Consider the following 26,161-nt stretch of genomic DNA (forward strand, 5'->3'; position numbering starts at 1 on the left):
AACACAATACTTTAGTTTGGTAAAGTGATAATAAGATAAAGGGTGATTATCATGATTTGGTCAAATTCAAAAGGTTCAATTCCAGAAGGATGGTATGAACTACAGTCAGGTGATGTCATTCGACCGAAGCGCTGGATGTTGTCATTTTTAGAGAAGGCAGAGTCGAGCGGTTATGCCGTCATCGACCCGCCGTTACTTGAATACTATTCCCACTATCAAAACTTGGCACTCTTTGACGAGTCTGCCTATTATCGTTTATTCGGGAATGATGGGGAACTCCTCGTAATGCGCCCTGACTATACATTGCAAATCGCAAGAAAGTTAGCAGACGGTCATAAACCGATGCGTGTCGCATACGCCGGGGCCGTTTATCGTCGGACGGTCAAGCATTCAGGGCAACCGCATGAACGGCAACAGCTTGGACTCGAATGGGTCGACGGCGAAGAGAAGGACAGTCATCTAATTGAATCCTTTCTCGATATGACGGAAGGAGTCCTGCCTACTGAACGTTTGACGATCAAAATTGGGTCAGCGGCCGTCATCTCGCTCATCGCGAAAGAGACAGGCATTCAGGAACGGACATTCCGTAAAATCTTAGCGCTTCGAAACTTAGAGTCATTGCGTGAATTAGCAGAGACGTATCGCTATCCATTGATTGCAAAGCTACCCTTTTTAATTGGGAATTCTGCACTCGAAGAATTACGGGCTGAGGCACCGGAATCTTTAAAAGAAGCCATCGATGAAGTCGACGAGGCAGTAAAACACTTACGTACCATCGGTTTAGAGGTGTCATACGATTTCGGTCAAACGGGAGACTTTGATTACTACTCAGGATTGACCGTGACGGGAAGTGTGGAAGGCAAGCGTGTCCTTTCAGGAGGACGATATGATTCACTCTATGGACATTTCGGACACTCGAGACGAGCGTTCGGCATGTCGCTCGATTTAGAACAGTTAGATGAGGTGATCAAATGAAAGTAGCGGTCGCGAAAGGTCGAATTGAAAAAGCAGCCCGTCAATTTTTTGTCGAACGTGACTTACCCGTATGGCCGGAGAAGCGGGGACGTGAGTTGACGGTACAAGCAGGAGATCATGAATTCATTTTCGTCAAAGGGGACGATGTCTATAAATATGTGATGCATGGAGCGGCAGATGTCGGCATTGTCGGCGGTGATATTTTACGAGAGAAAACGCCAGGCGTACTCGAAGTCGTCGATTTACCGTTCGGTCGCTGTCGAATGGCCGTCTGTGGTCCAAAAGTTCGACGTAATGGAACGAAAAAATTAAAAGTGGCGAGTAAATATCCGAATATCGCCATCTCACACTTTGCGTCAAAGCGACAAAACGTAGAAGTCATCGCATTGAACGGGTCGGTCGAACTTGCTCCGTTAACGGGACTGGCTGATTGCATCGTCGACATCGTCGAGACGGGCGCGACGTTGGCTGCAAACGACTTGGAAGAATACGAGACGATTTTTTCAATCAATGCAAAATTCATTACGAGTGAGACAGCTTTGGCGGAACAGCCTGACGAATTGAAGGCGTGGATTCGAAAGCTGAGTCAGGAAGAAAACGCATGAGTACAGAAACGAATCGCTCAAGGCGCGAAGCTTGGGCCGAAGCCGTGAAACCGATCGTGGAATCGATAGAGGCCCGCGGAGATGAAGCACTCCTTGAATGGACACGTCAATTCGATGGGGTCGACCAAATCGAGTCTGTCGATTTGTCTCGCTTTACCCCGCCGGCAGCGTATGCTGAACTGACGGAAGCGTTGACCTTAGCGGCAGAACGGATTCGCGCCTTCCACGCGCGCCAAGTCCGACAAGACGATGTGTTCGAAGATACGATGTTCCGACTTGGGAGACGTTATATGCCACTTGATTCGGTAGGGGTTTATGTACCGGGTGGGACAGCCGTCTATCCGTCGAGCGTCCTGATGAATATCATTCCGGCGAAAGTGGCCGGTGTTAAACGAGTCGTCATGGTCACCCCACCAAAAGCAGATGGGATCGACATTTCCCTCTTGATTGCAGCAAAAATCGCAGGTGCCGATGAATGTTTTCTAATCGGAGGTGCCCAAGCCGTTGCCGCACTTGCATATGGGACAGAAACGATTCGTCCGGTCGATAAGATTGTCGGACCCGGAAATGCGTATGTTGCGACGGCGAAGGCGCTCGTCTCACACATCGTCGGGATCGACTCCGTCGCCGGACCGTCGGAAGTGTTGATCATTGCCGATGAAACGGCGAACCCGAAGTGGGTTGCCGCCGACCTGCTCGCACAAGCAGAACATGACGTCGAGGCGACGGCAATCGCACTCGTCACGACAGAAGCGCTTCGTAATGAAGTGGAGCAAGAACTAGAGCGACAACTTTCACTCTTACCACGTCAAGAAATCGCCAGAGAATCATTGAAACGTGGGGGAGTCTTATATAAATCACTAGAAGATGCGATCGAATACGCGAACACGATGGCCGCGGAGCACGTCCAGTTGGCCGTCAAAGATCCTGAGGTGTTGATGCGTGCGATTCGTCACGGTGGTTCGTTCTTTCTCGGACATGAGGCGGCCGAAGCATTTGGAGACTATATCGCTGGACCGAACCACGTCTTGCCTACGAGCGGGACGGCCCGCTTCTCTAGTGGACTGTCGGTCGATGACTTTTATCGCCGTCAGACATTCCTTGAGATGACAGAACTGGATGAGACGATTACAAAGGCCGCGATTCGAATCGCCAAACAAGAACAATTAGAAGGACATGCCCGTGCGATGGCTGTTCGGATGGAGGACGTATGAGACGAAACTATCAGAACATCCCGCGCTATGTGCCTCATGCGGTATCAGGATATGCGCTGAATCAAAATGAAAGTCAGTATCCGTTACCAGAACGTCTCGAACGAGCCATTCGAGAAGTGTCACTTGAAGCGCTCAGCCGTTATCCAGTCGAAGAATTGCTTGCTTTAAAAGCGAGCTATGCTGACTATGCGGGAGTCGAGCCGACACAACTCATGGTCGGGAGCGGGAGCGATGAGCTATTGGCCATCTTGAGTCAGGCAATTTTGGATACGGAAGACCGTGTGGTCGCACCGGCCCCCGATTTTTCGATGTATGGGATCTACACACAAATTGCCAGAGGGCACTTTACACAACCGGACGAACAGGGTTTGCGTTACGAGACGTTGATTGAGGTCATTCGAGCAACCGAGCCAAAACTCGTTCTCATTTCGAATCCGAATAACCCGACCGGTAAGATTTGGACACTAGACGAATTGTCTGACATGGCGACACGTGTACCGTATCTTGTTGTGGATGAAGCTTATATCGATTTCACGATGGAGGACTCGTTTGTATCTCGCTTGAACGAACATTCGAACGTCATCATCTTACGGACATTATCAAAAGCGTTTGGTCTTGCGAACCTCCGGATTGGTTTCATGATTGCATCTGAAGAGATCATCGAACAGATCGATCGCTTCCGTTCGCCATTCAATGTCAGTGGACTCAGTGCCGCTGTTGCCAACGTCGTCTTACGAGATGAATCATATATTCAAGAATCGATTCAGTTCCACACGACGCAACGTGAGAAATTAACCGAGTTGTTACGCTCAATCGGTGAGATTTTACCGAGCCGTGCCAACTTTATCTATGTTAAAACGGATGACAGTGAGGGATGGGCATCCCGCTTTCTTGAAAAAGGGGTCCATGTACGTGCGTTTCCGGATGGATTACGAGTCAGTGCAGGGACAGATGAGGCGTATGCCTTAATTCGACAAACGATTGAAGAGGTGAATTCTGTTGAGAACAGCTGAACTAAAGCGTGAGACGAAAGAGACAAAAATTGATATTCGAGTCAATCTAGATGGGACAGGAGAAAGCTCCATTCAAACAGGGGTCGGCTTCTTCGATCACATGTTGACGTTACTTGCTTTTCACAGTCAGATGGATTTAGACGTGAAAGTGGAAGGCGATACGTGGGTCGATGCTCATCATACAGTCGAAGACGTGGGGATCGCACTCGGTCAACTCATCGCCAAGTCACTCGGAGACAAAGTCGGGATTCGCCGCTATGGGTCGAATTATATGCCGATGGATGAGACGCTAGCGCGAGCGGTCGTCGATGTGTCAGGACGCCCCTTCCTCGTTTATCAGGCAGAACTTCGCAATCCGAAGCTTGGCGATTTTGATACCGAACTCGCTGAGGAATTTTTCCGGGCGGTTGCCATGAATGGTCGACTCACACTGCATTTAGCTGTCCTGTATGGATCGAACTCACATCACATGATTGAAGGGTTGTTCAAAGCGTTCGGACGAGCGCTTGCCGAGGCGATCTCGAGTGATGGAACGAATCGCCTCCCTTCTACGAAAGGATGGATCGAAGGATGAAAGTAGCAGTCATCGATTATGGTATGGGAAACGTATTTAACGTCGAACGTGCGTTACAGGCCATCGGTTGCTACGTCGTGATCACGAATGATGCTAGCCAAATTGAAGAGGCGGATGCTATTTTACTTCCTGGCGTCGGTGCTTTTCCGCAAGCGATGCAATCACTCGAACAGACGGGACTCATCCCCTTATTTCAAAAGATGGCGACGGAGAAACCTTTTTTAGGAATCTGTCTTGGGATGCAGCTCTTGTTTGATTCGAGCACGGAAGGTATGCCGACAAAAGGTCTCGGGTTGATTCCGGGAACGGTCGAGCGGATGCGAGCGAAGCGTCTTCCACACGTTGGATGGAACTCGATCCTTCGTGATGAGGATGTCTATTTTGTACACTCTTACCACGCCGTGACGGCCGACGATTACATCGTGGCGGCAGCTGATTATATGGGTGAGAAAGTTCCGGCAATCGTTCAAAAAGGGCTCGTCACAGGCATGCAGTTCCACCCGGAAAAGAGCGGGACGTTCGGTCTCAGTTTACTTCAAGAATGGAAGGAGGCGGTCAAACGTGAGATTACTACCCGCCATTGATTTGATCGGAGGCAAGATTGTCCGTTTGACGGAAGGTGATTTTTCCACGGAAGAACAATACGGGGATCCGTATGAATTATTAAAAACGTGGCAAGATAAAGTCCCGATGATTCACTTGATCGATTTAGAAGGGGCCAAGGCAGGCGAGCCGCGTCACCTAGACGTCGTCCGTTATGCGAAGTCTCTCGGGTTCCTTGTTCAAACGGGGGGCGGGATTCGTTCAGAAGCTTCACTCGATGCGGTCATGGAAACGGGCGCGGACCGTGTCCTCTTAGGGACAAAGGCATTCACGGACCCTGACTTTTTAGACAAGGCGATTGAAAAGTACGGGAAGCGAGTTGCTGTCGCACTCGATGCCTATGACGGGAAGGTCGCCATTAACGGATGGCAGGAAGCAACAAAACTTGATGACATCTCGGTCGCTCAAGATCTCGTCAAACGGGGTATCGAGACGATTTTGTATACCGATATCGGATCTGACGGGAAATTGAACGGACCGAACGTTTCTCGCATGAAGGCGTTACGTCAAATCGTCAATGTCACATTAATTGCATCTGGTGGCGTGACAACAGAAGAGGACGTGATGGAGCTGAAGATGGCCAAAATTGATGAGGCTGTCGTCGGGAAAGCACTTCTGTCCGGCAAGGTGAGCATCGAAGAACTGATTGAATGGGAGGCGCGTTATGCTTAAACGCAGAATTATTCCATGTCTCGATGTGAAGGAAGGACGTGTCGTCAAAGGAATTGAATTCGTTCAATTGCGGGACATCGGTGACCCGGTCGAAATCGCAAAATATTATGACGAGTCCGGAGCCGATGAACTCGTCTTTCTCGACATCACGGCAAGTACGGAGCGTCGCCAGACGATGCTCGATGTCGTCAGTGCGGTGGCGCGGAAAGTATTCATCCCGCTGACAGTTGGTGGTGGGATTCGTTCACTCGAGGATATCTCGTCACTGTTGAAAGCAGGGGCGGACAAAGTATCGTTGAACACGCTCGCTGTCGAATCCCCAAGTCTCATCCGTGAAGCGGCCGATCGTTTCGGTTCTCAATGCATCGTCGTCGCAATCGACGTAAAGTTTGAAGATGGCGAATATTACGTGTACACATATGGTGGAAAACAGAAGACGGACCTGTTGGCCGTCGAATGGGCGAAACAAGTGGCCGCGCTTGGGGCGGGTGAACTCCTTGTCACGTCCATGAACCAAGATGGAAAGCAGAGCGGTTATGACCTTGCGATTTTAGAACAGTTACGTGAAGTCGTCGACATTCCGATTATCGCGTCCGGTGGGGCAGGGAATGCCGAGCACGTAGTCGAAGCGCTTGAGAAGGTCGATGCCGCACTACTTGCCTCCATCTTACATGACCGAAAAACGACAGTAGAAGAGGTGAAGCACGTATGCACGAGTCACAACTTGCCGATGCGGTTCGTTTCGACGAAAATGGACTGATTCCGGCCATCATCGTCTCAAACGATGACGGGGCGGTCCTCATGCTCGGATATATGAACGATGAGGCAATCCGTCAGACGCTACGCGAACGGGTTGTCACGTTCTGGTCTCGTTCAAAAGGTCGGCTGTGGATGAAAGGGGAGACGAGCGGGAACACACTAGACGTCGTCAGTATCCATGTCGACTGTGACCAGGATGCGCTTCTCGTTCGTGTTCATGCGAACGGTCCGACGTGTCATACCGGTAATCGAAGCTGTTTCTTTACGGAGGTGAACGTATGATTCATGAATTGGAACAATTGATCAAGTCCAGAAAAGATGAACCGAAAGAAGGTTCATATACGACGTATTTGTTTGAACAGGGCGTTGAAAAAATCGCCAAGAAGTTCGGTGAAGAATCGTTCGAGGTCGTGATTGCCGCCATGACGGAAGAAGATTTGGTCGAAGAATCAGCTGATCTTCTGTATCACCTGCTCGTCTTATTGGCAGCTAAAGGTGTGCGCTTAGAGGATGTGGAAGCGTTACTCGCCAAACGTCACGGTACAACCACACCGGCAAAACCTCGTCGCGACGTCACGGAATGGTAAAGAAAGGAGGAAGGAGAACCGCTCCTTCCTCTTTTGTATTATCGATTCACCGAAGCAGCCATGCGAATGTATGTATGACGTCGCCCGCGAATGGCAATTGAAAGTGCCTGAATGTTCTCTGGGACGGCAATCCCAGACAATCCGGCGTCACCGATATGCACGATGTCCGCTCCGCCTCGTTTTGAAGAGAGTGCGATCTCCCGAACGGTCGCGACATCTGCGCCTTCTTGTGACGTTCCAATCGCCGCTAATGTGAGAACGCCGAGCGCTTGCAGTTCTTGCACGAGTTCGTAGAACGATTCTTCACGGACACCAGGTACGGTGCCAGGAGCAGGCAGGAGAATGATGTCTGCACCAGCTTCGAAGAAGCGGATATATGCGTCACGGTCCAACACATTGCCGACTCCGGCCTGGTGCATCTTTCCAGCAATGATGACCCCTGCGAATTCACGACGCGCTTGGATGATTGCTTGTTCGATGGCTTCATTCGTAACTCCGGTATTCGGATTGCCTGTCAGACAGACGAAATCGATTCCGAGCTCAGACGCTTTTTGGAACGCTTCGATTGAAGCGAGTCTACCTCGTTTCACGTCATTCATTTCAGACGACTTCTCTGAAAAATCGACAGGTTCCAAGTTGACTCCAATTGGCAATCCAATCAGTCGTTTTAGTTCCAGAATCGGATGGTCACTCATCTCATCACCTGGCATCTCGCCGAACAACGCATGACTTTCAAGTCCTTTAATGTAAGGGTGAAACACATCCAACATGTTCAATAAAATCAAGTCGGCGCCGAATGCTCGTGCGAGTTCTGCATTTGTCACTTCTGGGTAAAGTGGCTGAACCGTCGGGATGACCTCGGCCATGACCGTTCGTCCTTCCGCTTTTCGAATCGATTCGACTAAATCTTGACGATTAAACGTGATAAAATCACTTGCCCGACATTCCAGTATTCGTTTCATATGATCTGCCTCCTTCTGCTCATCCTTATCTCTATTCCCTATACCGTTCAAAAATCCTCTATACTACAAGTGAGGAGGGATGAACATGACAGAAAAAGAAAAGATGATTCGTGGTGAACTCTATTTAGCTGGTGATGAAACGCTCGTCGCAGACCGTAAGCGTGCCCGGAGATTGACTGAACGATTCAATCGTTCAGGGATTGATGAGTTGGAAGAACGAAATGAGATTCTTAGTGCGTTACTCGGTTCAACGAAAGGGTCGTATTATATCGAGCCGAACTTCAAATGTGATTATGGGTATAACATCCACGTAGGAGATCGATTCTATGCGAATTTTGATTGTATCTTTCTAGACATTTGTCCCATCACGTTTGGGGATGACTGCATGCTTGCGCCGGGGGTACATATTTACACGGCAACACACCCAATCGACCCGATTGAGCGCATCTCCGGATATGAGTTTGGGAAACCCGTGACCATCGGAGACCGGGTGTGGATCGGTGGTGGGGCCATCATCAATCCGGGAGTGACGATTGGGGATGAGGCTGTCATCGCATCTGGTGCCGTCGTCACAAAAGATGTTCCGCCTCGAACGGTCGTAGGAGGAAATCCGGCACGCGTGATCAAGACGATCGACTGACAAAAACTCCTGAACACGAGGTTCAGGAGTTTTTTACATGACTTGTTTCCATGTATTGTTGAATAGCTGTATGTGCAAGATGAAGCGCCGCCTCGTCCCCAATCGTCACCCGAATCCCCGTCGGTTGTTTCGACGTGTGTACGTTCAAGTCAGTCAATTGGGCCCAAACTGCTTCAGGTTGCTCGAGCTCGACATACAAAAAGTTCGTCGTGGCAGGGAGTAATTGACCGATGGTTTCGAAGGCTTGCGCCCACTTTTGCCGCATCTCGTCATGCCATTCGATTGTTTCTTGAAGATAAGTCGCATCTTTTAAGAAGATATTGCAGATTTTCGCGCTCACTCCGCTGATATTGAATGGCGGGATGAATTGACGGAAATAGTGTGCGAGTTCGCAGTTTGTCACCATGAATCCGATTCGTACGTTTGCCAATCCGAACGCTTTTGACATCGTGCGAAGGACGATGAGATTCGGAAGGGTGGCAATGAACGGGACCATGCTCGCATCTGGTGTGAAGTCCATATACGCCTCATCCACCACGATATATGGCACGAGTGAGGCGAGATGCGTCAACTCTTCTACGGTCCACAGCTTTCCGGTTGGATTGTTTGGGTTCGAGAGAAGAAGAAGCTTCGGATGATGCGTCTCAATCGCCTTTACCATTCCTTCATACGATAAATCAACGGCTTGAACATGATGACCGTGTGCGATGGTCGTGAAGATGGGATACATCGAAAAGTCAGGTGCCGGAGACAAGACGATGTCATGTGGTGCGAGCAATGCTTGCGTCACGACATGAATCATCTCATCACTCCCACAACCGACGAGTAATTGCTCGGGTGTGACGCCGGCGTACGCAGCGTAGCGTTCGAACAATTCATTGATCGGTTCGACCGGATATTCGTGTAAGTCATCATACGTCAACGAATCAAGCTGATTCTTGATGCGGTCAGGTAACGGGAATTGACTTTCATTTTGGTTTAACCGATGTCCCGTCGGATAAACGACGGGATAGATCGGAAGCTCGATTTGTCTCATTCAGTTGGCTCCATCGAGAACCATTTTTTCACCAATTCATCGATTTCACCTGACTCCATCATTTTGTTCAACTCTTCGTTGAACTGGTCGCGTAACTCATCATCTAATTTGAAGGCAGCAGCTGATCCTTTTTCGCCATCTTCTTTCAAAGCGAATGTATAGAAGCTGTCATCTTGGTCTAAATATTTCTGTGCGACCGTGTCTTCGATGACCATCGCATCGATTCGACCTGTGTTCAATTCTTGAACGATTTCAGGGATCTTGTTCAACGATACGAGTTCAGCGTCAGGTGCTTGTTCTTTGGCGATGTTTTCTTGAATTGAAGCCGTTTGGACACCGATTTTCTTACCAGACAAATCTTCGATTGCCTGAAGTGACCCGTCTTTTGTCATAATCAAGTTTGTCGCGGAAAGATAGATGTCTGAGAAGTCCGCATTCTCTTTACGCTCTTCTGTTGGCGTCATCCCGGCCATGACGAAGTCGACACGCCCGCTATTGAGGGCTCCGAGTAAGCTACCGAAGTCCATATCTTCAATCTTCAATTCGTAACCGAGACGTTCTGTAATCGTCTCCGCGATTTCAATATCAAATCCGACAATCGCATCCCCGTTTGCCGTATCGACAAATTCATATGGGAAGTAATCGGCGCTCGTCCCCATTACGAGCGTTTTTTGGTCTGCCGTTTCACCTTCTGTCTCTTGACTACATGCACCGAGTAAAGCCGCGCTCAACATAAGTGTACTTGCTAATAACCATTTTTTCATATGTGTATAATGCCTCCCTGTTGTAGATGAGACTAAGTGTAAATGTATGATTATTAATTGTAAAGCATAAATATACAAAATTATTAAAAAAAGAAACACTTTCAAGATGAAAGCGTTTTATATTGATTGTAAATAGTTTCTAACTGCCCGTGACGATTTCAAATGAATCAAATGAGGTTGCGTCGGATGTTGTTGAATCTGTTGTAACAGTTGTGGGCGTTGTATGTCGGGAAAATTCCACACCCATTTGAGGAATGCGAAATCGAGTTTTTCCTCACAAGATGCGCCCATATCCGGTCGTGTCGTACCACGATATCGGACGACTCGCTTGAGGACACGATATATACAGACGATGCGTGGAAGGTCGATCAAAATGACGGTATCTGCTGCCTGTAAACGTAAATCAAGCGTGTTCCCGAAGTTTCCATCGATGATCCATTGATCTTTCTTCACAAGCTGTTGTTGGATGTCAATTCGTTCTTCACTTGGTGCCATCACCCATCCCGGTCGCCACATGAGGGCGTCCAAATGATAGACATCGAGATGTAATCGTTCACCGAGTTGACGGGCGAGTGTGGATTTCCCCGCACCACCAGAACCGATGATTATGATGCGTTTCATATTTAGATTGCTATCAATCGTTAAGCTGCTCATCTACTCTTATTCATCCTCCAATACAATCCATTTCTTCAATTGACCGTCCTCTTCGTAAATGACCCGCACATCCATCTGTCCGATGACGAGACGTTGTTCCGAACTGAACACGACAATCGGATAGTTCGTGGACACCGGCTTGTCCGTCTCAAAGATTGGGCTATGCGCCTGCATCGCGTAATAGCCGTCCGATCTCGTGTTGGCTGCGCCTGCATCAATCTGTGTCACATGGTCAAATCCTCTCAGTCTGAGCACATAACTATAAGACGTTCTCGCTCCCTGTTCGAGACGCCATTCTTCGATGATGGCTGATTTGTCGTCCATCGTTCGTTCTTCTAGCACTTTTTGTGCCGTATACTCTTTTTCGTAAGGAATCATCTCTTGAATGCTGACGACGGTCATCGTCGCGAGCTTGAGCGATTCCTCGGAAGGCGGGGTAATCAGTATACCAATAAAGATGAGAATTGGAATCAATAAATAGACCATGACACGACTACGCATTTTCATCACCTTACCTTTTCAGATATAAACTATTTCTGCATAAGAGAATCAGTTCCCTTCAAAAGAACGCTGGAATCTCAAAAACCAATTCAGTTCTTCAAGTTTTTGAATGAGCGGGTATGATATAGAGAGGAGGGATGTACATGAAAATCGGGGTCATAGGTGGAGGTGTCGCAGGTTTGACGGCAGCTGCGCTCGTGCAACAAAAAGGGCATGATGTGATTGTATTAGAAGCATCACGTGAATGGGGCGGATGTGCCGGTAAATTTCAACGGGATGACTACTTGTTCCCGGCAGGCGCGACACTCGGAATGGGATTTGAAAAAGGCGGAGTCCATCAGCGTGTCCTTCAGAAATTGGGCGAATCGGTCGAGGTGACGTTACTGGACGAGGTGATGGACATTCAATTTCCTGACGTCACCGTCACTTACTATCGCGATCGAAAGCGCCTGCTTGAGGAGCTCAGTCGCGTGTTCTCAGAGCATTATGAGTCAATCCATGCGTTTTACCGAGAAGTGTGGGGAGATTTTGAGAGGATTCGTCCGTTGTTTCAGCAGTTGCCGGCACTTCCATTTCGCGCGACATTGGATATGGTATACGCAATGAAGGGGTTCCGACCGAACCAACTTACGGCGCTCCTGAAACTCCAGAGGCCACTCGGTGACACGTTAGCTCGTCATGGACTAAACGGTACGATATTCGAGCGATTTATCGATGGCGTTCTGCTCGACAGTCTGCAAACCGGTGCGAGAGAAGCGAGTCATTTACTCGGTGCAGTGGCGCTGTCAGTCTATCACGAAGGGGCGTACTATGTGGAAGGTGGACTGTATCAATTGGCTCATGCGTTAGAGCGCGCCGTCCGAACGTTTGGTGGCGAAACGAAATTAGGGAGAGACGTCCAATCCATCGAACAGGTGACGGATGGATGGCTCATCACCGATCGAAGAGGACGACTTGAACTAGTCGATGTCATTGTTTCCGCCATCCCGATTGAGCGGACGAGCGAGCTTCTGAGAGGACAAGAACAACGACGCTTCAAACGACAATATCGCAGACAATTGAAGCAGTCGCAATGGGGCACGTTCAGTCTCTATCTCGTCTTGCCTGAGGATGTGTGTCGACAGAAACCGCTGTTTCAACAAATCTATCACGAGCGATTACCGAGTGGGCATGCGTTCATTTCCATGTCCGCGCCAGGTGACGTGTTACGGACAGAACGACCGGAACGAACCATCACGGTATCCACACATATCGATTTATCAGAATGGCAAGATTGGAAAGACCGGGTGGCATATGAGAAACTAGAACAAGATTGGACCAATCGTCTCGTCGACGTCGTCGCGACTGCGTTTCCCGCTTGGGACCGAGAGTCGTCACTACTTCTTCCTGGTGGACCCGGGGCATGGGTGAAGTATACGAAGCGTCCACATGGAGCAGTTGGGGGGTATGCCCAGACGCCAAGCCATGCACTCTTTCGTGCGGCAAGTTATCGTACCGACTTGCCGAACTTCTATGTGTGCGGGGATACTGTATTTCCGGGAGCAGGGACGATTGGCGCGATGACGAGCGGATTACATGTCGCCCGGGCACTCGGGGTGACGATTGATTAGGGGGATATTGATGAAGAAAAAAGCGTTTGATGAACTGACAACGATTGAATTGTATCGCTTACTGGCATTACGAACTGAGATATTCGTGGTCGAACAGAACTGTCCGTACCAAGAGGTGGATGGGAAGGATGTAGCAGCCATCCATTATTGGATGGAAGAAGACGGAGAGATCGTCTCTGCGCTTCGCGTGTTAACGGAAGCATCTCCGGTCGCCATCGGACGTGTCGTCACGAAAGCGACGCATCGAGGGAAAGGGTATTCCCGCCTCTTGATGGATGCGGCAATCAAGGACTTCGGTCATGAGACATTATATCTGCAAGCGCAGACGTATGTGGAACCTTTTTATGCATCGTTTGGCTTCAAACGGACGAGTGATGTGTATCAAGAAGACAGTATTCCACACGTCGATATGTTACGAGAATCCTCGAATCCCGCTAGTACCGTTTCCGAATCGTTCATGTTAGAATGAGAAAGAACATTCACGTGCCATTGAGCACGATTACATTATAGACATAAAGGGGTTTACAATGGTGACCGATCAACAAGTAATTGCAAAAGCAAGAGAATTGGCAGACGTATTAGCACAAACACCAGAAGTGGCGCGTTTCAAGGAAGCGGAAGCGAAAGTGAACGGAAGTGACCGCGTACAGACGTTGATTAAACGAATCAAGTTCTTACAAAAAGAAGCCGTCAACTGTAAGCACTATGGCAAGACGGAAGCACTTGCGAAAGTCGAGCAAAAGATTGATAAAGCGATGGAAGAACTTGACTCGATTCCAGTCGTTCAAGCTTTCCAGGAAACACAAGTCGAAGTGAACGATTTACTTCAATACGTGACGGTCACGCTCGCGAACTCCGTGACGGACCGCATCATCGAATCGACGGACGGCGACGTCCTTGCAGGGAAGACAGGGAGCGGCATGGCGGCTGAACAAGCACGCGGCGGCTGCGGATACTAAAACGACACAGCTGGCCGATGGTCAGCTGTTGTACTTTCTAGAGGTGAATCAACATGCAAGAAGTCCATCAAACACCAATGATGAAACAATATTTCTCTATCAAGGCCGACTATCCGGACGCCTTTTTATTCTATCGACTCGGTGATTTTTACGAGTTGTTTTTTGAAGATGCACAAATTGTCGCCAAGGAGTTAGAGCTCACGCTCACTTCAAAAAACGGGAAACAGGCCGAGCATCCAATCCCGATGTGTGGCGTTCCGCATCATTCCGCGGCAATTTATATCGAACAACTGATCGAAAAAGGATTCAATGTCGCCATCTGTGAACAGACGGAAGACCCGAAGGCGACGAAAGGACTCGTGAAGCGGGAAGTCATCCAAGTGATTACGCCAGGTACATACATGGCGTCACTCAGTGAAAAAGAGAACCGATATCTTGTCGCCATCTCGGACGTCGCAGGACGATTCGGAATTGCTCGCGGTGACGTCACGACGGGGGAATCATGGTTGACGACGCTCTCATCAGAAGAGGCCGTCTTACGCGAAATCGAAGGATTGCTCCCAAACGAGATCATCGTCGAAGACGAACGACTCGCTGAATTGTTAAAACAGACCGGGATTCCTCTTTCGATTCAAGTGGACAAGCGGGAGAGTCCACTCGCGCAAGGTGCGAAAGATGAGGCGCAGCGTTCGGCGTTTGAGTTGTTGTACGCTTATCTCACGAAAACACAGAAACGTTCGCTCGACCACTTGCAACCAGCTGTCGCCTATGAGGTTGAACAGCATATGCAACTCGATGCCAATACGGCCCGAAATCTTGAGTTGTTCCGTTCGGCTCGTTCGGGAGAACGGAAAGGGTCACTCCTTTCACTCCTTGATGAGACGACGACGGCGATGGGCGGTCGTTTGTTGAAGCGTTGGCTCGAACAGCCACTCTATACAGAGCAAGGCATCAAAGAGCGACAGGACGCCGTCGAGAACTTGGTGGACGACTTCATGTTGCGCGATCAACTACAAGAAGAGCTGAAGCGAGTCTACGATATCGAACGCCTTGTCGCAAAAGTCGGGTACGGGACGGCGAATGCGCGAGACCTCGTCCAACTACGCGACACACTCGAGCGGATGCCAGCCGTCCGGTCACTCTTACAAACGGTGAAAGCCGATCGCTTGCAACAAATCGAACAGAATCTCGACTCGTTCGAGACGTTGAGTGAACAGCTTCGGGCTGCCCTCGTCGATTCACCCCCGATTTCGACGAAAGAGGGCGGGATGATTCGTCACGGGTATTCGGATGAGCTCGACGAACTGTTAGAAGCGAAATCGAACGGGAAAACGTGGATCGCCAACCTCGAACAACAGGAACGCATCGCGACCGGCATCAAGTCGTTAAAGGTCGGGTATAACCGCGTATTCGGTTACTACTTGGAAGTGACGAAAGCAAATGCGAAGTTGCTCGAAGAAGGGCGTTATGAGCGGAAGCAGACGTTGACGAATGCGGAACGATACATCACGCCAGAACTGAAAGAGAAGGAAGCCCTCATCTTAGGTGCGGAAGAGAAGAGCTGTACGCTCGAATATGACTTGTTTGTCGCGCTCCGCGAAGAAGTGAAGACGTACACGAAGGACCTTCAACAATTGGCCCGTTCACTCAGTGAGTTGGATGTTCTCCTCGCCCTTGCCGTTGTAGCGGAAAGACGAGAATATGTACGCCCAGTTACGACATCTCACGTCCAAATTGAACGTGGGCGTCACCCTGTCATTGAGACGGTCTTGCCGCGAGGCGAATATGTCGCCAATGACTTGACGCTTGACGACACACGTCAAATGTTACTCATCACCGGACCGAACATGTCCGGTAAATCGACGTATATGCGTCAATTTGCCTTAATTGCAATCCTTCATCAAATCGGTTCATTCGTCCCGGCAGAAGCGGCGGAACTCCCGCTCTTTGACCGCATCTTCACACGGATCGGTGCAGCGGACGATTTGGTGAGCGGCCAGTCGACGTTCATGGTCGAGATGACTGAGACGCGCCAAGCCGTCACCGAGGCGACGAATCATAGTCTGATTCTATTGGATGAGATTGGTCGCGGGACGTCGACGTATGACGGGATGGCACTTGCACAGGCAATTGTCGAGTATATTGCTTCGTCAATCGGAGCGAAGACACTCTTTTCGACGCACTATCATGAACTGACAGTGCTCGAAGATTCGATTCCGACACTTGAGAATGTTCATGTCCGGGCGATTGAACGAGATGGACGAGTCGTCTTCCTCCATGAGGTACATCCAGGACGTGCCGACAAGTCGTATGGGATTCACGTGGCGGAATTGGCTGAACTTCCGGATTCATTGATTGACCGGGCTCGGACGATTCTGTCAGAACTCGAATCCGAAGCAACGAAACCGAGTTTGAACGAGCAACCTTCTCCACCAGTGGAAGAAGTCAGCCAGTTGTCATTGTTCGAGTCGAATGACGTCGTACGGGAGCAACTGCTCAAACTCGATTTGTTGGCAATGAATCCAATCGAAGCGATGCAGGCGCTGTATGAACTGCAACAGACCGCAAAGAAAGGGTGAGTCGATGGGAATCATTCGAGAGTTACCGGAACAACTCGCGAACCGAATCGCAGCCGGGGAGGTCGTCGAACGACCGGCTTCCGTCGTCAAAGAATTAGTCGAAAATGCGATTGATGCGGGAGCGACGAAAGTGGACGTCGACTTACAAGAGGCGGGTATCCGTCTCATCAAAGTCCGTGACAACGGGCATGGGTTCCATGAAGAAGACGCGGCGCGAGCCTTCTTGCGGCATGCGACGAGTAAAATCCGTGACGAGCATGACTTGTTTCGCATTCGGACGCTCGGCTTCCGCGGTGAGGCACTCGCCTCGATCGCGTCGGTCAGCCACGTTTCGTTGAAGTCAAAGCGAGCAGATGAAGATGGCTTCGAGATGACGCTTGAAGGCGGTGTCGTCACAGCGACCAATCCGGCGGCGACGAACGTCGGGACCGAAATCACGGTCAGTCAGCTCTTCTTCAACACACCGGCCCGTCTGAAATATTTGAAGACATCGGCGACTGAACTCGCGAGCATTACGGATACGTTGAACCGATTGGCGCTGTCTCATCCGGAGATTCGTTTCACCGTCTTCCATGAAGAAAAAGAATTGTTGCGTACGAACGGGAATGGGGACTTGAAGCAAGTCATGCTCGCCATCTACGGTCGCCAAGTCGCCGCACAAATCGTTACGGCGTCGAGTAAGACGAACGACTATACGTTGAGCGCGCATCTCGTCCGCCCGGAAGTGACCCGTTCGAACAAACAATATGTGACCCTCATCTTAAACGGTCGAAGCATCAAAAACTTTGCGCTGACCCAAAGCGTGCTCGAAGGCTATCACACGCTCTTACCAATCGGACGCTATCCGATTGCCGTGCTCGAGGTGAAGATGGATCCGATGTTGATTGACGTGAACGTCCATCCGACAAAACGTGAAGTACGTTTGTCGAAAGAAAAAGAACTGTGCCAGCTCATTCGGGAGACCGTTCAATTGACACTCCGGGAGCTACGTCTCATTCCGTCTGTGAAACAAGAAGCGAAGCCGAAACGTGTGACACCGTCCGAACAGTCGAAACTCGACTTTTCGATGGAGCCGCAACCTAAACAAGCCGACACCGTCGAGTGGAACTATCCGATTCCTCGGGAGCGAAAAGAGTCGCTCACGTCTCCTTCCCAGTGGAATCCGGCTCCGCTCGTTCATGAACCGGAGGCAGAGATGATCGAACCAAAACAGGTCGAAGAGCCTGTACATCAGTCGGAGCGTCTTCCGGCGTTAGACGTCATCGGGCAACTCCATTCGAGTTATATCATCTGTGGAGCGGAAGACGGGATGTACGTGATGGACCAACATGCCGCCCAGGAACGCATCAAGTATGAGTTGTTTTATGAGCAGTTAGGACGTCCGGAAAAAGAGTATCAGCTCCTGTTGATTCCGCTGACGTTAGAGTTCACGCAAGAAGAGACGCTCGCCATCGAAGAAGTGCTCCCGCTTCTAGCGGATGCCGGCATCACGTTAGAGCCGTTTGGGGGAAACACGTTCCTCGTGCGCGAGATTCCAACATGGTATCCTCAACATGACTTAGAGGGTACAATTCGTGATCTAGTGGAGATGGCCATTCAACAGCGGTCAATCGACATCGCGAAATATCGCGAAGATGCATCAATCCTCATGGCGTGTAAACGATCCATCAAAGCGAATCATCCACTCAATATGGAGATGATGCGACAATTGATTGATGATTTGAGTCGAACGACGTCTCCGTTTACGTGTCCGCACGGGCGACCGATTCTCGTGAAGTGGAGCACGTATGAACTCGAGAAGTTGTTCAAACGCGTCATGTAATCGTCTTGTTACCTTGTTTTAACACGATGTAACGTTTATGCAGGAGCCCTCATGGGAAAACTATACACATGTCACTCAACGCATCGAGGTTGAGAGGTGGCTTTTTCACTGCCTCACCCTCAAGATGTCGACATGAAATGTATATCCATGTAGGAGGAAAAGAAAATGACGAACAAACTTCAAGTATCAAAACGAGAATTACGCCCACGATCACTACGCACGAAGTTGCGTAATGAAGGAAAAGCGTTAGGCGTTGTCTATGGATACAAAGTAGACAGCACGCCAATCGTGTTTGACGAGATGGACCTTCGTAAAATTCTTCGAGACCACGGTGACAACGCCTTGATCGAACTCCATTTCGATGGAAACAAGATCAACACGCTCGTGCACGGATCGGAAACGGACCCGTTCACAAACTTCTATCAGCACGTCGAATTTATGGCCGTGAAGATGGATGAAGAGACAGAAGTCGAAGCGGATATCGTCCTCGTTGGCGACGCGAAAGGCGTCAAAGAAGGCGGATATCTCGCCCAGTCACTTTATAAAGTGACGGTCGCAGCGACACCTGCCAACATCCCTGAACGCATCGAACTTGACGTGTCAGACCTCGAAATCGGTGACTCGGTCACGGTAGCGGATCTTCCAGAAGATAAATCGTACACGATTGTCTCTGAACCAGATATGCACATCGCCTCTGTGAATGAGCCGGTTGCTGAGGAAGAGGAAGAAACTGAATCAGAGGAAGGTTCGACTGAAGAAGAAGCTTCAGAAGGATCTTCTGAAGAAACAGAAGAATCGACTGAGGATAAAGAATAAGCAATTCGATTATAAAAGAGGAGCATCGTCCCTAGATGGAGCGATGCTCCTCTTTTTTCAGTATTGTTTCGCTAATCTTGTCTACAACTGATAACGTAATTATTAAGAAGCTTTTCTTTATTTTTAGTATCGGAAGGTGATCACTATGCAAGAGCTTACAATTATTGAAAGGAAGCATCTACATAAGCAGATTGGAGATAATTTAGATAATTATATTATTTTAGATGAAATTAAAAAGGTTTATGAGATCACTAGTTATGATGATTTAACTATTAACGATAACAAAAAAGCTTTAATTGATTTTTTGGTTTACCAAAATGTATATCCAATAGTCATAACATTTATATTATCTAAAAATATAAGTCAGGATAATGAGATGGTTGAAAAAATGGATTCAAGGAAAATTAAATATTCTATAAACGATTGCGCTGAGGATGAAAATTCTTTTTATTACTGCAATGCAAAAATTGAAAACGAAAAAGATTTAAGGTTTTTGATTAACGAAACGTACTGGATGCCTGCTCAAAATGGGTTTTATAACATTATCTTTAAAGATAGATTGAATTTCACTTTAAAAAAATATGGGAAGTGGTTGTTCTCTAGAACTCAATTTGTACCTTTAATTGATATGAGTATACCAACTTCTTTTATTAAAGTAGATGGAGATGGACTTGGATTTATTTTATTTACCAATGAAAAAAAATATGAGTCTATTGAAGAACTGACAAAATATATACCTCATAAATTTGATATTGATTATTTAAATGAGAATGAATTATGATGGCAGCAATTTATACAAGTTCTAACGTATAATGCCGATACATGAATGCAATGATCGAATTGTGCTGATTAAAGAATTGACAAGGTAATAACGTGCTTACTTCATGGAGGGTATTAGCATCGATAGTAACGAGTTAGCGGGATAGGAAATCTTTGCTTGTCATCTCGTATTGTCTCCTGTTACCGCTAAGATTCATTTAAAAAAATTGAATCGGAACGGTATATCCTTGATGAACATTTCACTATGATTTAAAGAGATTTGGATTGTCATTCTCCCGAAAATTGGGAGAATTTTTGTTTGTCACAAATCCGCCATATGTAAACGATTACGATGTGAACACTCTGTCAATTCATGCAAGACAGGATTGCCAACAGAGACTGTACAGTTTATATTGTTAATGATTTCACATATTAGAACTGATACTTTCCTATTTAATTATTCAGAAAGAAGGGTTTGTGACATGGCATCAATGGAAATCCATGCACTCGAATCATTGCGAAAAAAAGCACAGGCTTCCTCGCAAATGATTCATTATCGTCCAATGGAATACTTTTTACGGGCAATGTTAGCCGGGATCTTTATCGGCTTTGCCTCAATCTTCACGCTGAAAGTCGTCAACGGTATGTATTTAGCGGAATCTCCGTTCACGACACTCATCGGAGGCTTCTCGTTCGGGATCGCGCTCGTCATGATTATCTATGGGGGAGCTGAGTTGTTCACGGGGAATACGATGTATTTCACAACGTCGACGCTTCGTGGTTATACGACGCTCCGTGATACGATGCTCGTCTGGTTGCTCTGCTTCGTCGGGAACGCACTCGGGGGAATCTTATTCGCCTTACTACTTGCACCGACTGGCGTCATCCAAGAACTCGGGATGAACAACTGGTTGTTCTCCGTTGTTGAAAGTAAAATGCATCATACGACGGTCGAAATTTTCTTCCGCGCCATCTTCTGTAACTGGATGGTCTGTCTTGCCATTTTCTTACCGAAACAAATGAAAAATGAGTTCGCTCAAATCTTTTCGATGATCTTCCTTGTCGCGGTCTTCTTCGCTTCAGGATTTGACCACGTCATCGCCAACTTCGTCTTGTTCGCCTTGACGCTCGTCGTCCCACACCCTGAGACGATCAGCATGGCAGGTGCGATTCACAACTTGATTCCTGCAACGTTCGGTAACATCATCGGCGGAGCGCTCTTCATGGGAGCCATCTATACGTGGTTGAACTCGAAAGGTCTCCGTGAGGCACAAGAATTAGAGGAAGAAGTCGAATTAAAAGTCGTGAAAGCTGCTAAATAAATGATGTTTGTCACATATAACGTAGAGCCTTGTCCCATCGAAGACGAGGCTCTTTTTGATGTATGCGCACACGTAAACTGTCACAAGATCGACTCGTGACGATACGAAAAAAAACGTGTCATAATCTATATATAGGATTCTTAAAACGAATGTGTATGTTTTGAATCCATATATAGTGAGGTGATAGGTTTTGAAATTACTGCAGTTGTATGAGGATGTCTGCGTCTTACCAGACCAAGACTTGGTACAAGAAAATGCGAATGTGGACGGAAAGTCTCCACTTGGGAAACTAGCACGGCTCTCTTCAGAAGTGTCGAAAGAATTGTCGCAGACATATTTGATGTCGGAACGATCAAAACAGGCCGTCACTGATAACTATTTATACGTGCACGACGCCGACTATTACATCACAGGATCGACGACATGTTGTCAAATACCACTCGGTCAATTATTAAAAGATGGATTCCATACGGGACATGGGACGATCCGGTCGCCAAAGGACATTCGCTCCGCCATGGCACTCGCATCGATTATCCTTCAAGCGAATCAAAATATGCAGCACGGGGGGCAGGCATTCCCGATGTTTGACGTCGACTTGGCACCGTATGTCGAGAAGACATATGAGCGTCAACTGAGCCGACTTCAATCGTTACCTGTTGACTGGGACGAAACGCAATTGGAGACACTCGCGGAAAAAGAGACGATTTCGGCTACGTATCAGGCGTGTGAGGCGTTCATTCACAATGCGAACTCGATGCACTCACGAGGTGGTGGGCAAGTGCCTTTCGTCTCAATCAATTATGGGACAGACACGTCAAAATGGGGACGCATTCTCATTCGGGAGCTACTTCGTGCCACGGAACGTGGGTTAGGGAACGGAGAGACTCCGATTTTTCCTATTCAAATCTTTAAAGTGAAGGAAGGAATCAACTTTCGGGAGGACGATCCGAACGTCGATCTTTTCCGTGAAGCGTGTCGGGTCACAGGAAAACGGCTATTTCCGAATTTTTCCTTCATCGATGCCCCGTTCAATGCCACTTACTATGATGGGACGCATGCATCTGAAGTGGCATATATGGGTTGCCGCACTCGGGTCATGGGAAACCGACATGGGGAGGAGACGTCAATCGGACGTGGCAATCTTTCATTTTCCACACTCAACTTGGTGAAGATGGCACTTGTATCGGAGTCGATCTCGGATTTTTACCGGATACTCAACCGATATGTCGACATCGGAATCGAACAGTTGGTCGAGCGTTTCGAGTATCAATGCACGCGTCGCACTGAAGAATTTCGTTTCCTTTACACACAAGGGGTCTGGCGAGGAAGTGAGGAGTTACATATTCAGGATGAGGTCCGAGACGTATTAAAACAAGGAACGCTCTCACTCGGTTTCATCGGACTCGCTGAAACGTTGAAGGTGTTGACGGGCAGTACACATGCTGAGTCGCGTGAAGCGGAACGACTCGGTCTCGATATCGTCACACACTTAGCTGATCGGATGCGAGCGGCGGCCGAATCATACGATTTGAATTTCTCATTGCTCGCGACACCGGCAGAAGGATTGTCAGGTAAATTTGTGACGAAAGACCAGGAAGCGTTCGGGATGATTAAAGATGTCACCAATCGTGCCTTCTATACAAATTCATTCCACGTGCCGGTCTATCAGTCTGTATCGATTCGTGAGAAAATCCGAATCGAGGCACCTTATCACGCATTGTGTGACGCGGGACATATCTCTTATGTCGAAGTCGATGGTTCTCTTGCCCACAACGCGGAAGCGGTGGAATCGATTGTTCGTTTGATGCGTCAACATGACATCGGATACGGTTCGATCAATCATCCGGTCGATCGCTGCGGGAATTGTGGCTTAGAAGGGTTGATTGACGAATCCTGTCCGACTTGTGGCGAGGATACAAACATCGAACGAATTCGCCGCATCACCGGTTATTTGGTCGGGACGATGGACCGCTGGAATACAGCGAAACGAGAAGAAGAGCGGGCGAGGGTGAAACACGATGCGCATTCTATCCGTCGTTGAAGAATCCGTAGTTGACGGACCAGGGATTCGGACGGTTATCTTTACTGCCGGCTGTCCACACCACTGTAAAGGGTGTCATAATCCTTCCTCGTGGAATCCATCCGGCGGTGAGGATGTCGAAGTAGAGGAACTTGTTCAACGCGTCAAGCACAGTGGTTGGGTCGGGGTGACCATCTCAGGAGGTGAACCGTTTCTTCAATCATTAGAGCTAGCAAAACTCGTCGTGGCATGTAAGTCGCTCGGTAAAAACGTATGGGTGTATACCGGTTATACGCTCGAACAGTTGGTAGCGATGCAGGACGGAGCCGTTCAAACCGTGTTAGACTACGCAGATGTGCTCGTTGACGGTCGTTACGAGCAGTCGCTACGAGATATGGGACTCAGCTTTCGGGGATCGAGTAATCAACGAATCATCTTTTTGAATAAAGTGTAATCGAGGCAAAGGTGTCTCGATTTTTTGTATAATGTTGAAAAAGGGGGATTTAAGATGAAATGGTGTAGTTTTGAGATGCAGGAAGAGCAACGAGTGGGGATCATCGAGGGCGATTTCGTCTTTGATGTCAGCAATCAAGTACATACGACTAACTTATTAGAAGTGATCGCCCGTGAGTTCGAGCCGGATATCGACTTGGACGTGGCGCCATCATACCGAGTGACGGAGGTAAAATTACTCGCCCCGTATCGACCGTTGAAAAATGTGATTTGTATCGGTAAGAACTACGAAGAACACGTGAAAGAGATGGATACAGCGGGAGCGGGGAAACTCGTCATCTTCACGAAAGCACCGACTTCAGTCGTCGGTCCGGAAGCGGTCATTGAGCGCCATCCGGAATTGACGAATAAACTCGACTATGAAGGCGAACTCGCGGTCATCATCGGAAAGTCGGGGCGAGACATCGAATCGGTCGAAGAACACATTTTCGGATACACGATTCTAAACGACGTGACGGCACGAGACGTGCAAAAAGAACATGTCCAATTTTTCCGTGGCAAGTCACTCGATACGTTCTGTCCGATGGGACCATTCATCGTGACATCGGACGAACTTCAATTCCCTCTCCAAATCAAAACAAGTGTTAACGGGGAGACGCGCCAAGACGGAACGACGGCCGATATGATTCGTCCGATTGACGAGCTCATTCGTACGTTATCGAAAGGCATGACGCTTGAAGCGGGTGACATCATCGCGACTGGTACGCCGGCCGGGGTCGGGCACGGGATGACGCCACCGACGTATCTTCAAACGGGTGACACCGTCGAAGTGACGATTGAAGGTCTCGGCACGCTAAGAAATGTGATTGTCTGAATGAAATGACGTAAAATGTGAAGAATCTTGTAATTCATTTATCATTTCATAAATGAGTGTTCCTCTTCGTTATAGTAAGGGTAGAAGATAACACAGAGGAGATGAATCATTATGGATCGTCACGATCAATCAAATGAACACGATCAATTACATGAATCAGAGCAACAAAAAGATTGGTTAGATACAGAACTCGGTTCATCCAACCGAGAAGAGACAATGGTACGAACACAAACAAAACCGTCATTCGTCAGCCGTATGTTCCCGGGACTTGTCGGTGGGGTCATCGGGGCGTTGTTGACGGGCGCAATCGCATATCCGTTTATCGACCAACCAGCTACGAGTGTGAGTGACACGAACGTGACCTCGCAAGGGACTCCGGTCCAGACGTCATCGAACGTATCCGATTCTTCGGTCACGAATGCCGTCGCGACCGCTCAACCTGCCGTCGTGACTGTGAACAACTTCGCCCAAACCGGCTTCTCAAGTGAGGCGGTCGAGGCTGGAGTCGGGTCAGGTGTCATTTACAAAAAAGAAGGAGACTCGGCATATATCGCGACGAACCATCACGTCGTCAACGGAGCGGACAAGTTGACGGTCACGTTTAATGATGGCACGACAGCGGATGCCACACTCATGGGAAGTGACGCCACGTATGACTTGGCCGTCTTGAAAGTAGACGCTGATAAAGTACCGGCCGTCATCTCAATCGGCAAATCGAGTGAGTTAAAACCGGGACAAACGGTCATCGCCATCGGGAATCCACTCGGACAATTCGAGAACTCCGTGACGCGTGGTGTCGTCTCGTCGACGTCTCGTCTCGTACCGGTCGATACAGATGAGAACGGACAGGCCGATTTCAATGCCGAGGTCATTCAAACCGATGCGGCCATCAACCCAGGTAACTCAGGTGGTGCGTTAATCAACGAAGAAGGACAACTCGTCGGGATCAACTCGATGAAGATTGCGACGGCAGAAGTTGAAGGAGTCGGCTTCTCGATCCCAGTCGACATCGCCCTTCCGCTCATCAATCAAATCGAACAGACGGGAGAAGTGAATCATCCGTCACTCGGCGTATCACTTCGTGACGTATCAGAGTTCCCTCCAGGTTACTTGACGGAACAAATCAACTTACCTGAATCGGTAACGGCGGGAACAATCATTGTAGAAGTGCAGCAAAACAGTTCGGCTGCGAAAGCAGGTCTTGAGGCACGTGACGTCATCGTGAAAATCAATGACAAAGACGTTAGTTCCTTCATCGACCTCCGCAGTGAATTGATTCGCGATACGGATGGAACGGTCGACATCGAATATATCCGCGACGGAAAAACAGAGACGGTTCAAGTCGAGATTCAAAACGCGAACGGTTCTGCATTGTAAAAGGTGGGCAA

26 protein-coding genes and 1 pseudogene are annotated in these 26,161 nt (G+C 48.6%); 22 read left to right on the forward strand and 5 right to left on the reverse strand.

Going from position 1 to position 26,161, the window contains the following annotated elements:
* Positions 1 to 51 precede the first annotated feature (51 nt).
* From KNO94_RS01590 to hisIE, 9 genes and pseudogenes are all read left to right on the forward strand, one after another.
* Entirely contained in the window at positions 52 to 975 is a 924-nt protein-coding gene (locus KNO94_RS01590; protein WP_214776996.1) for an ATP phosphoribosyltransferase regulatory subunit, read from the forward strand.
* Positions 972 to 1,580, forward strand: a complete 609-nt coding sequence (gene hisG / locus KNO94_RS01595; RefSeq protein ID WP_214734168.1) for an ATP phosphoribosyltransferase — start codon at positions 972 to 974, stop codon at positions 1,578 to 1,580. Before KNO94_RS01590 ends, hisG begins: the two co-directional genes overlap by 4 nt.
* Positions 1,577 to 2,794 carry a histidinol dehydrogenase gene (hisD, locus tag KNO94_RS01600; RefSeq protein WP_214776998.1) on the forward strand — a complete coding sequence of 406 codons (1,218 nt, stop codon included), beginning with the start codon at positions 1,577 to 1,579 and terminating at the stop codon, positions 2,792 to 2,794. Before hisG ends, hisD begins: the two co-directional genes overlap by 4 nt.
* Positions 2,791 to 3,807 carry a pyridoxal phosphate-dependent aminotransferase gene (locus tag KNO94_RS01605; protein WP_214777000.1) on the forward strand — a complete coding sequence of 339 codons (1,017 nt, stop codon included), beginning with the start codon at positions 2,791 to 2,793 and terminating at the stop codon, positions 3,805 to 3,807. The genes hisD and KNO94_RS01605 overlap by 4 nt, the downstream gene beginning before the upstream one ends.
* Positions 3,794 to 4,381, forward strand: coding sequence for an imidazoleglycerol-phosphate dehydratase HisB (gene hisB / locus KNO94_RS01610; protein ID WP_214777002.1), 588 nt, complete (start codon positions 3,794 to 3,796; stop codon positions 4,379 to 4,381). Before KNO94_RS01605 ends, hisB begins: the two co-directional genes overlap by 14 nt.
* Positions 4,378 to 4,965 (forward strand): imidazole glycerol phosphate synthase subunit HisH, encoded by a 588-nt coding sequence (gene hisH, locus KNO94_RS01615; RefSeq protein ID WP_214777612.1) that lies wholly within the window; start codon positions 4,378 to 4,380, stop codon positions 4,963 to 4,965. Before hisB ends, hisH begins: the two co-directional genes overlap by 4 nt.
* Positions 4,943 to 5,656 carry a 1-(5-phosphoribosyl)-5-[(5-phosphoribosylamino)methylideneamino]imidazole-4-carboxamide isomerase gene (gene hisA, locus KNO94_RS01620; RefSeq protein WP_214777004.1) on the forward strand — a complete coding sequence of 238 codons (714 nt, stop codon included), beginning with the start codon at positions 4,943 to 4,945 and terminating at the stop codon, positions 5,654 to 5,656. The genes hisH and hisA overlap by 23 nt, the downstream gene beginning before the upstream one ends.
* Positions 5,649 to 6,416, forward strand: a complete 768-nt coding sequence (gene hisF / locus KNO94_RS01625; RefSeq protein ID WP_074037139.1) for an imidazole glycerol phosphate synthase subunit HisF — start codon at positions 5,649 to 5,651, stop codon at positions 6,414 to 6,416. Before hisA ends, hisF begins: the two co-directional genes overlap by 8 nt.
* A pseudogene (gene hisIE, locus KNO94_RS15460) lies at positions 6,365 to 7,002 on the forward strand (bifunctional phosphoribosyl-AMP cyclohydrolase/phosphoribosyl-ATP diphosphatase HisIE). The gene hisF and the pseudogene hisIE overlap by 52 nt, the downstream one beginning before the upstream one ends.
* A 38-nt stretch (positions 7,003 to 7,040) precedes the next feature.
* Here hisIE and KNO94_RS01640 read toward each other — a convergent pair.
* The gene (locus tag KNO94_RS01640; protein ID WP_214777008.1) at positions 7,041 to 7,964 is read right to left on the reverse strand and encodes a DUF7916 family protein; all 924 of its coding nucleotides are present in this window, start codon (positions 7,962 to 7,964) and stop codon (positions 7,041 to 7,043) included.
* Between the two features lie 85 nt (positions 7,965 to 8,049).
* On the opposite strand from KNO94_RS01640, the gene KNO94_RS01645 reads away from it, so the two are divergent.
* Entirely contained in the window at positions 8,050 to 8,604 is a 555-nt protein-coding gene (locus KNO94_RS01645) for a maltose acetyltransferase domain-containing protein (RefSeq protein ID WP_214777010.1), read from the forward strand.
* Positions 8,605 to 8,626: 22 nt separating this feature from the next.
* Here KNO94_RS01645 and KNO94_RS01650 read toward each other — a convergent pair whose 3' ends face one another.
* The 4 genes from KNO94_RS01650 to KNO94_RS01665 all read right to left on the reverse strand — a co-directional run bounded on the left by KNO94_RS01650 (position 8,627) and on the right by KNO94_RS01665 (position 11,565).
* On the reverse strand, positions 8,627 to 9,640 hold the full coding sequence (locus KNO94_RS01650; RefSeq protein ID WP_214777012.1) for a pyridoxal phosphate-dependent aminotransferase: 1,014 nt from the start codon (positions 9,638 to 9,640) through the stop codon (positions 8,627 to 8,629).
* Positions 9,637 to 10,404 (reverse strand): transporter substrate-binding domain-containing protein, encoded by a 768-nt coding sequence (locus KNO94_RS01655; RefSeq protein WP_214777014.1) that lies wholly within the window; start codon positions 10,402 to 10,404, stop codon positions 9,637 to 9,639. The genes KNO94_RS01650 and KNO94_RS01655 overlap by 4 nt, the downstream gene beginning before the upstream one ends.
* Positions 10,405 to 10,521: 117 nt before the next feature.
* Positions 10,522 to 11,025 (reverse strand): DNA topology modulation protein, encoded by a 504-nt coding sequence (locus KNO94_RS01660; protein WP_214777016.1) that lies wholly within the window; start codon positions 11,023 to 11,025, stop codon positions 10,522 to 10,524.
* A 39-nt stretch (positions 11,026 to 11,064) separates the two neighbouring features.
* A complete protein-coding gene (locus KNO94_RS01665; protein WP_214740391.1) occupies positions 11,065 to 11,565 on the reverse strand; it encodes a hypothetical protein in 501 nt (166 codons plus the stop codon).
* Positions 11,566 to 11,702: 137 nt separating this feature from the next.
* On the opposite strand from KNO94_RS01665, the gene KNO94_RS01670 reads away from it, so the two are divergent.
* The 12 genes from KNO94_RS01670 to KNO94_RS01725 all read left to right on the forward strand — a co-directional run bounded on the left by KNO94_RS01670 (position 11,703) and on the right by KNO94_RS01725 (position 26,150).
* Positions 11,703 to 13,169, forward strand: a complete 1,467-nt coding sequence (locus KNO94_RS01670) for a phytoene desaturase family protein (RefSeq protein ID WP_214777018.1) — start codon at positions 11,703 to 11,705, stop codon at positions 13,167 to 13,169.
* Between the two features lie 10 nt (positions 13,170 to 13,179).
* Positions 13,180 to 13,638, forward strand: coding sequence for a GNAT family N-acetyltransferase (locus KNO94_RS01675; RefSeq protein ID WP_214777020.1), 459 nt, complete (start codon positions 13,180 to 13,182; stop codon positions 13,636 to 13,638).
* Positions 13,639 to 13,696: 58 nt separating this feature from the next.
* Complete coding sequence (locus KNO94_RS01680) at positions 13,697 to 14,128, forward strand: YlbF/YmcA family competence regulator (RefSeq protein ID WP_012726155.1); 432 nt, start codon at positions 13,697 to 13,699, stop codon at positions 14,126 to 14,128.
* Positions 14,129 to 14,181: 53 nt separating this feature from the next.
* On the forward strand, positions 14,182 to 16,707 hold the full coding sequence (gene mutS, locus KNO94_RS01685) for a DNA mismatch repair protein MutS (protein ID WP_214777022.1): 2,526 nt from the start codon (positions 14,182 to 14,184) through the stop codon (positions 16,705 to 16,707).
* 4 nt (positions 16,708 to 16,711) lie between these two features.
* Positions 16,712 to 18,529, forward strand: a complete 1,818-nt coding sequence (gene mutL, locus KNO94_RS01690) for a DNA mismatch repair endonuclease MutL (RefSeq protein WP_214777024.1) — start codon at positions 16,712 to 16,714, stop codon at positions 18,527 to 18,529.
* 165 nt (positions 18,530 to 18,694) lie between these two features.
* Positions 18,695 to 19,345 (forward strand): 50S ribosomal protein L25/general stress protein Ctc, encoded by a 651-nt coding sequence (locus tag KNO94_RS01695; protein WP_214740401.1) that lies wholly within the window; start codon positions 18,695 to 18,697, stop codon positions 19,343 to 19,345.
* A gap of 145 nt (positions 19,346 to 19,490) precedes the next feature.
* On the forward strand, positions 19,491 to 20,126 hold the full coding sequence (locus KNO94_RS01700) for a hypothetical protein (RefSeq protein WP_214777026.1): 636 nt from the start codon (positions 19,491 to 19,493) through the stop codon (positions 20,124 to 20,126).
* Positions 20,127 to 20,595: 469 nt separating this feature from the next.
* Positions 20,596 to 21,426 carry a formate/nitrite transporter family protein gene (locus KNO94_RS01705; protein ID WP_483299164.1) on the forward strand — a complete coding sequence of 277 codons (831 nt, stop codon included), beginning with the start codon at positions 20,596 to 20,598 and terminating at the stop codon, positions 21,424 to 21,426.
* 190 nt (positions 21,427 to 21,616) lie between these two features.
* Complete coding sequence (locus KNO94_RS01710) at positions 21,617 to 23,467, forward strand: anaerobic ribonucleoside triphosphate reductase (RefSeq protein WP_214777029.1); 1,851 nt, start codon at positions 21,617 to 21,619, stop codon at positions 23,465 to 23,467.
* Entirely contained in the window at positions 23,445 to 23,900 is a 456-nt protein-coding gene (gene nrdG / locus KNO94_RS01715) for an anaerobic ribonucleoside-triphosphate reductase activating protein (RefSeq protein WP_214777031.1), read from the forward strand. Before KNO94_RS01710 ends, nrdG begins: the two co-directional genes overlap by 23 nt.
* Before the next feature lie 54 nt (positions 23,901 to 23,954).
* Positions 23,955 to 24,773: a fumarylacetoacetate hydrolase family protein gene (locus KNO94_RS01720; RefSeq protein ID WP_214777033.1), complete on the forward strand. Its 819-nt coding sequence runs from the start codon at positions 23,955 to 23,957 to the stop codon at positions 24,771 to 24,773.
* 111 nt (positions 24,774 to 24,884) lie between these two features.
* Positions 24,885 to 26,150, forward strand: a complete 1,266-nt coding sequence (locus tag KNO94_RS01725) for a S1C family serine protease (RefSeq protein WP_214740416.1) — start codon at positions 24,885 to 24,887, stop codon at positions 26,148 to 26,150.
* Positions 26,151 to 26,161: the final 11 nt, after the last annotated feature.

Origin of the sequence: Exiguobacterium sp. s22, from assembly GCF_018617455.1 — a bacterium.
Taxonomy (GTDB): Bacteria; Bacillota; Bacilli; order Exiguobacteriales; family Exiguobacteriaceae; genus Exiguobacterium.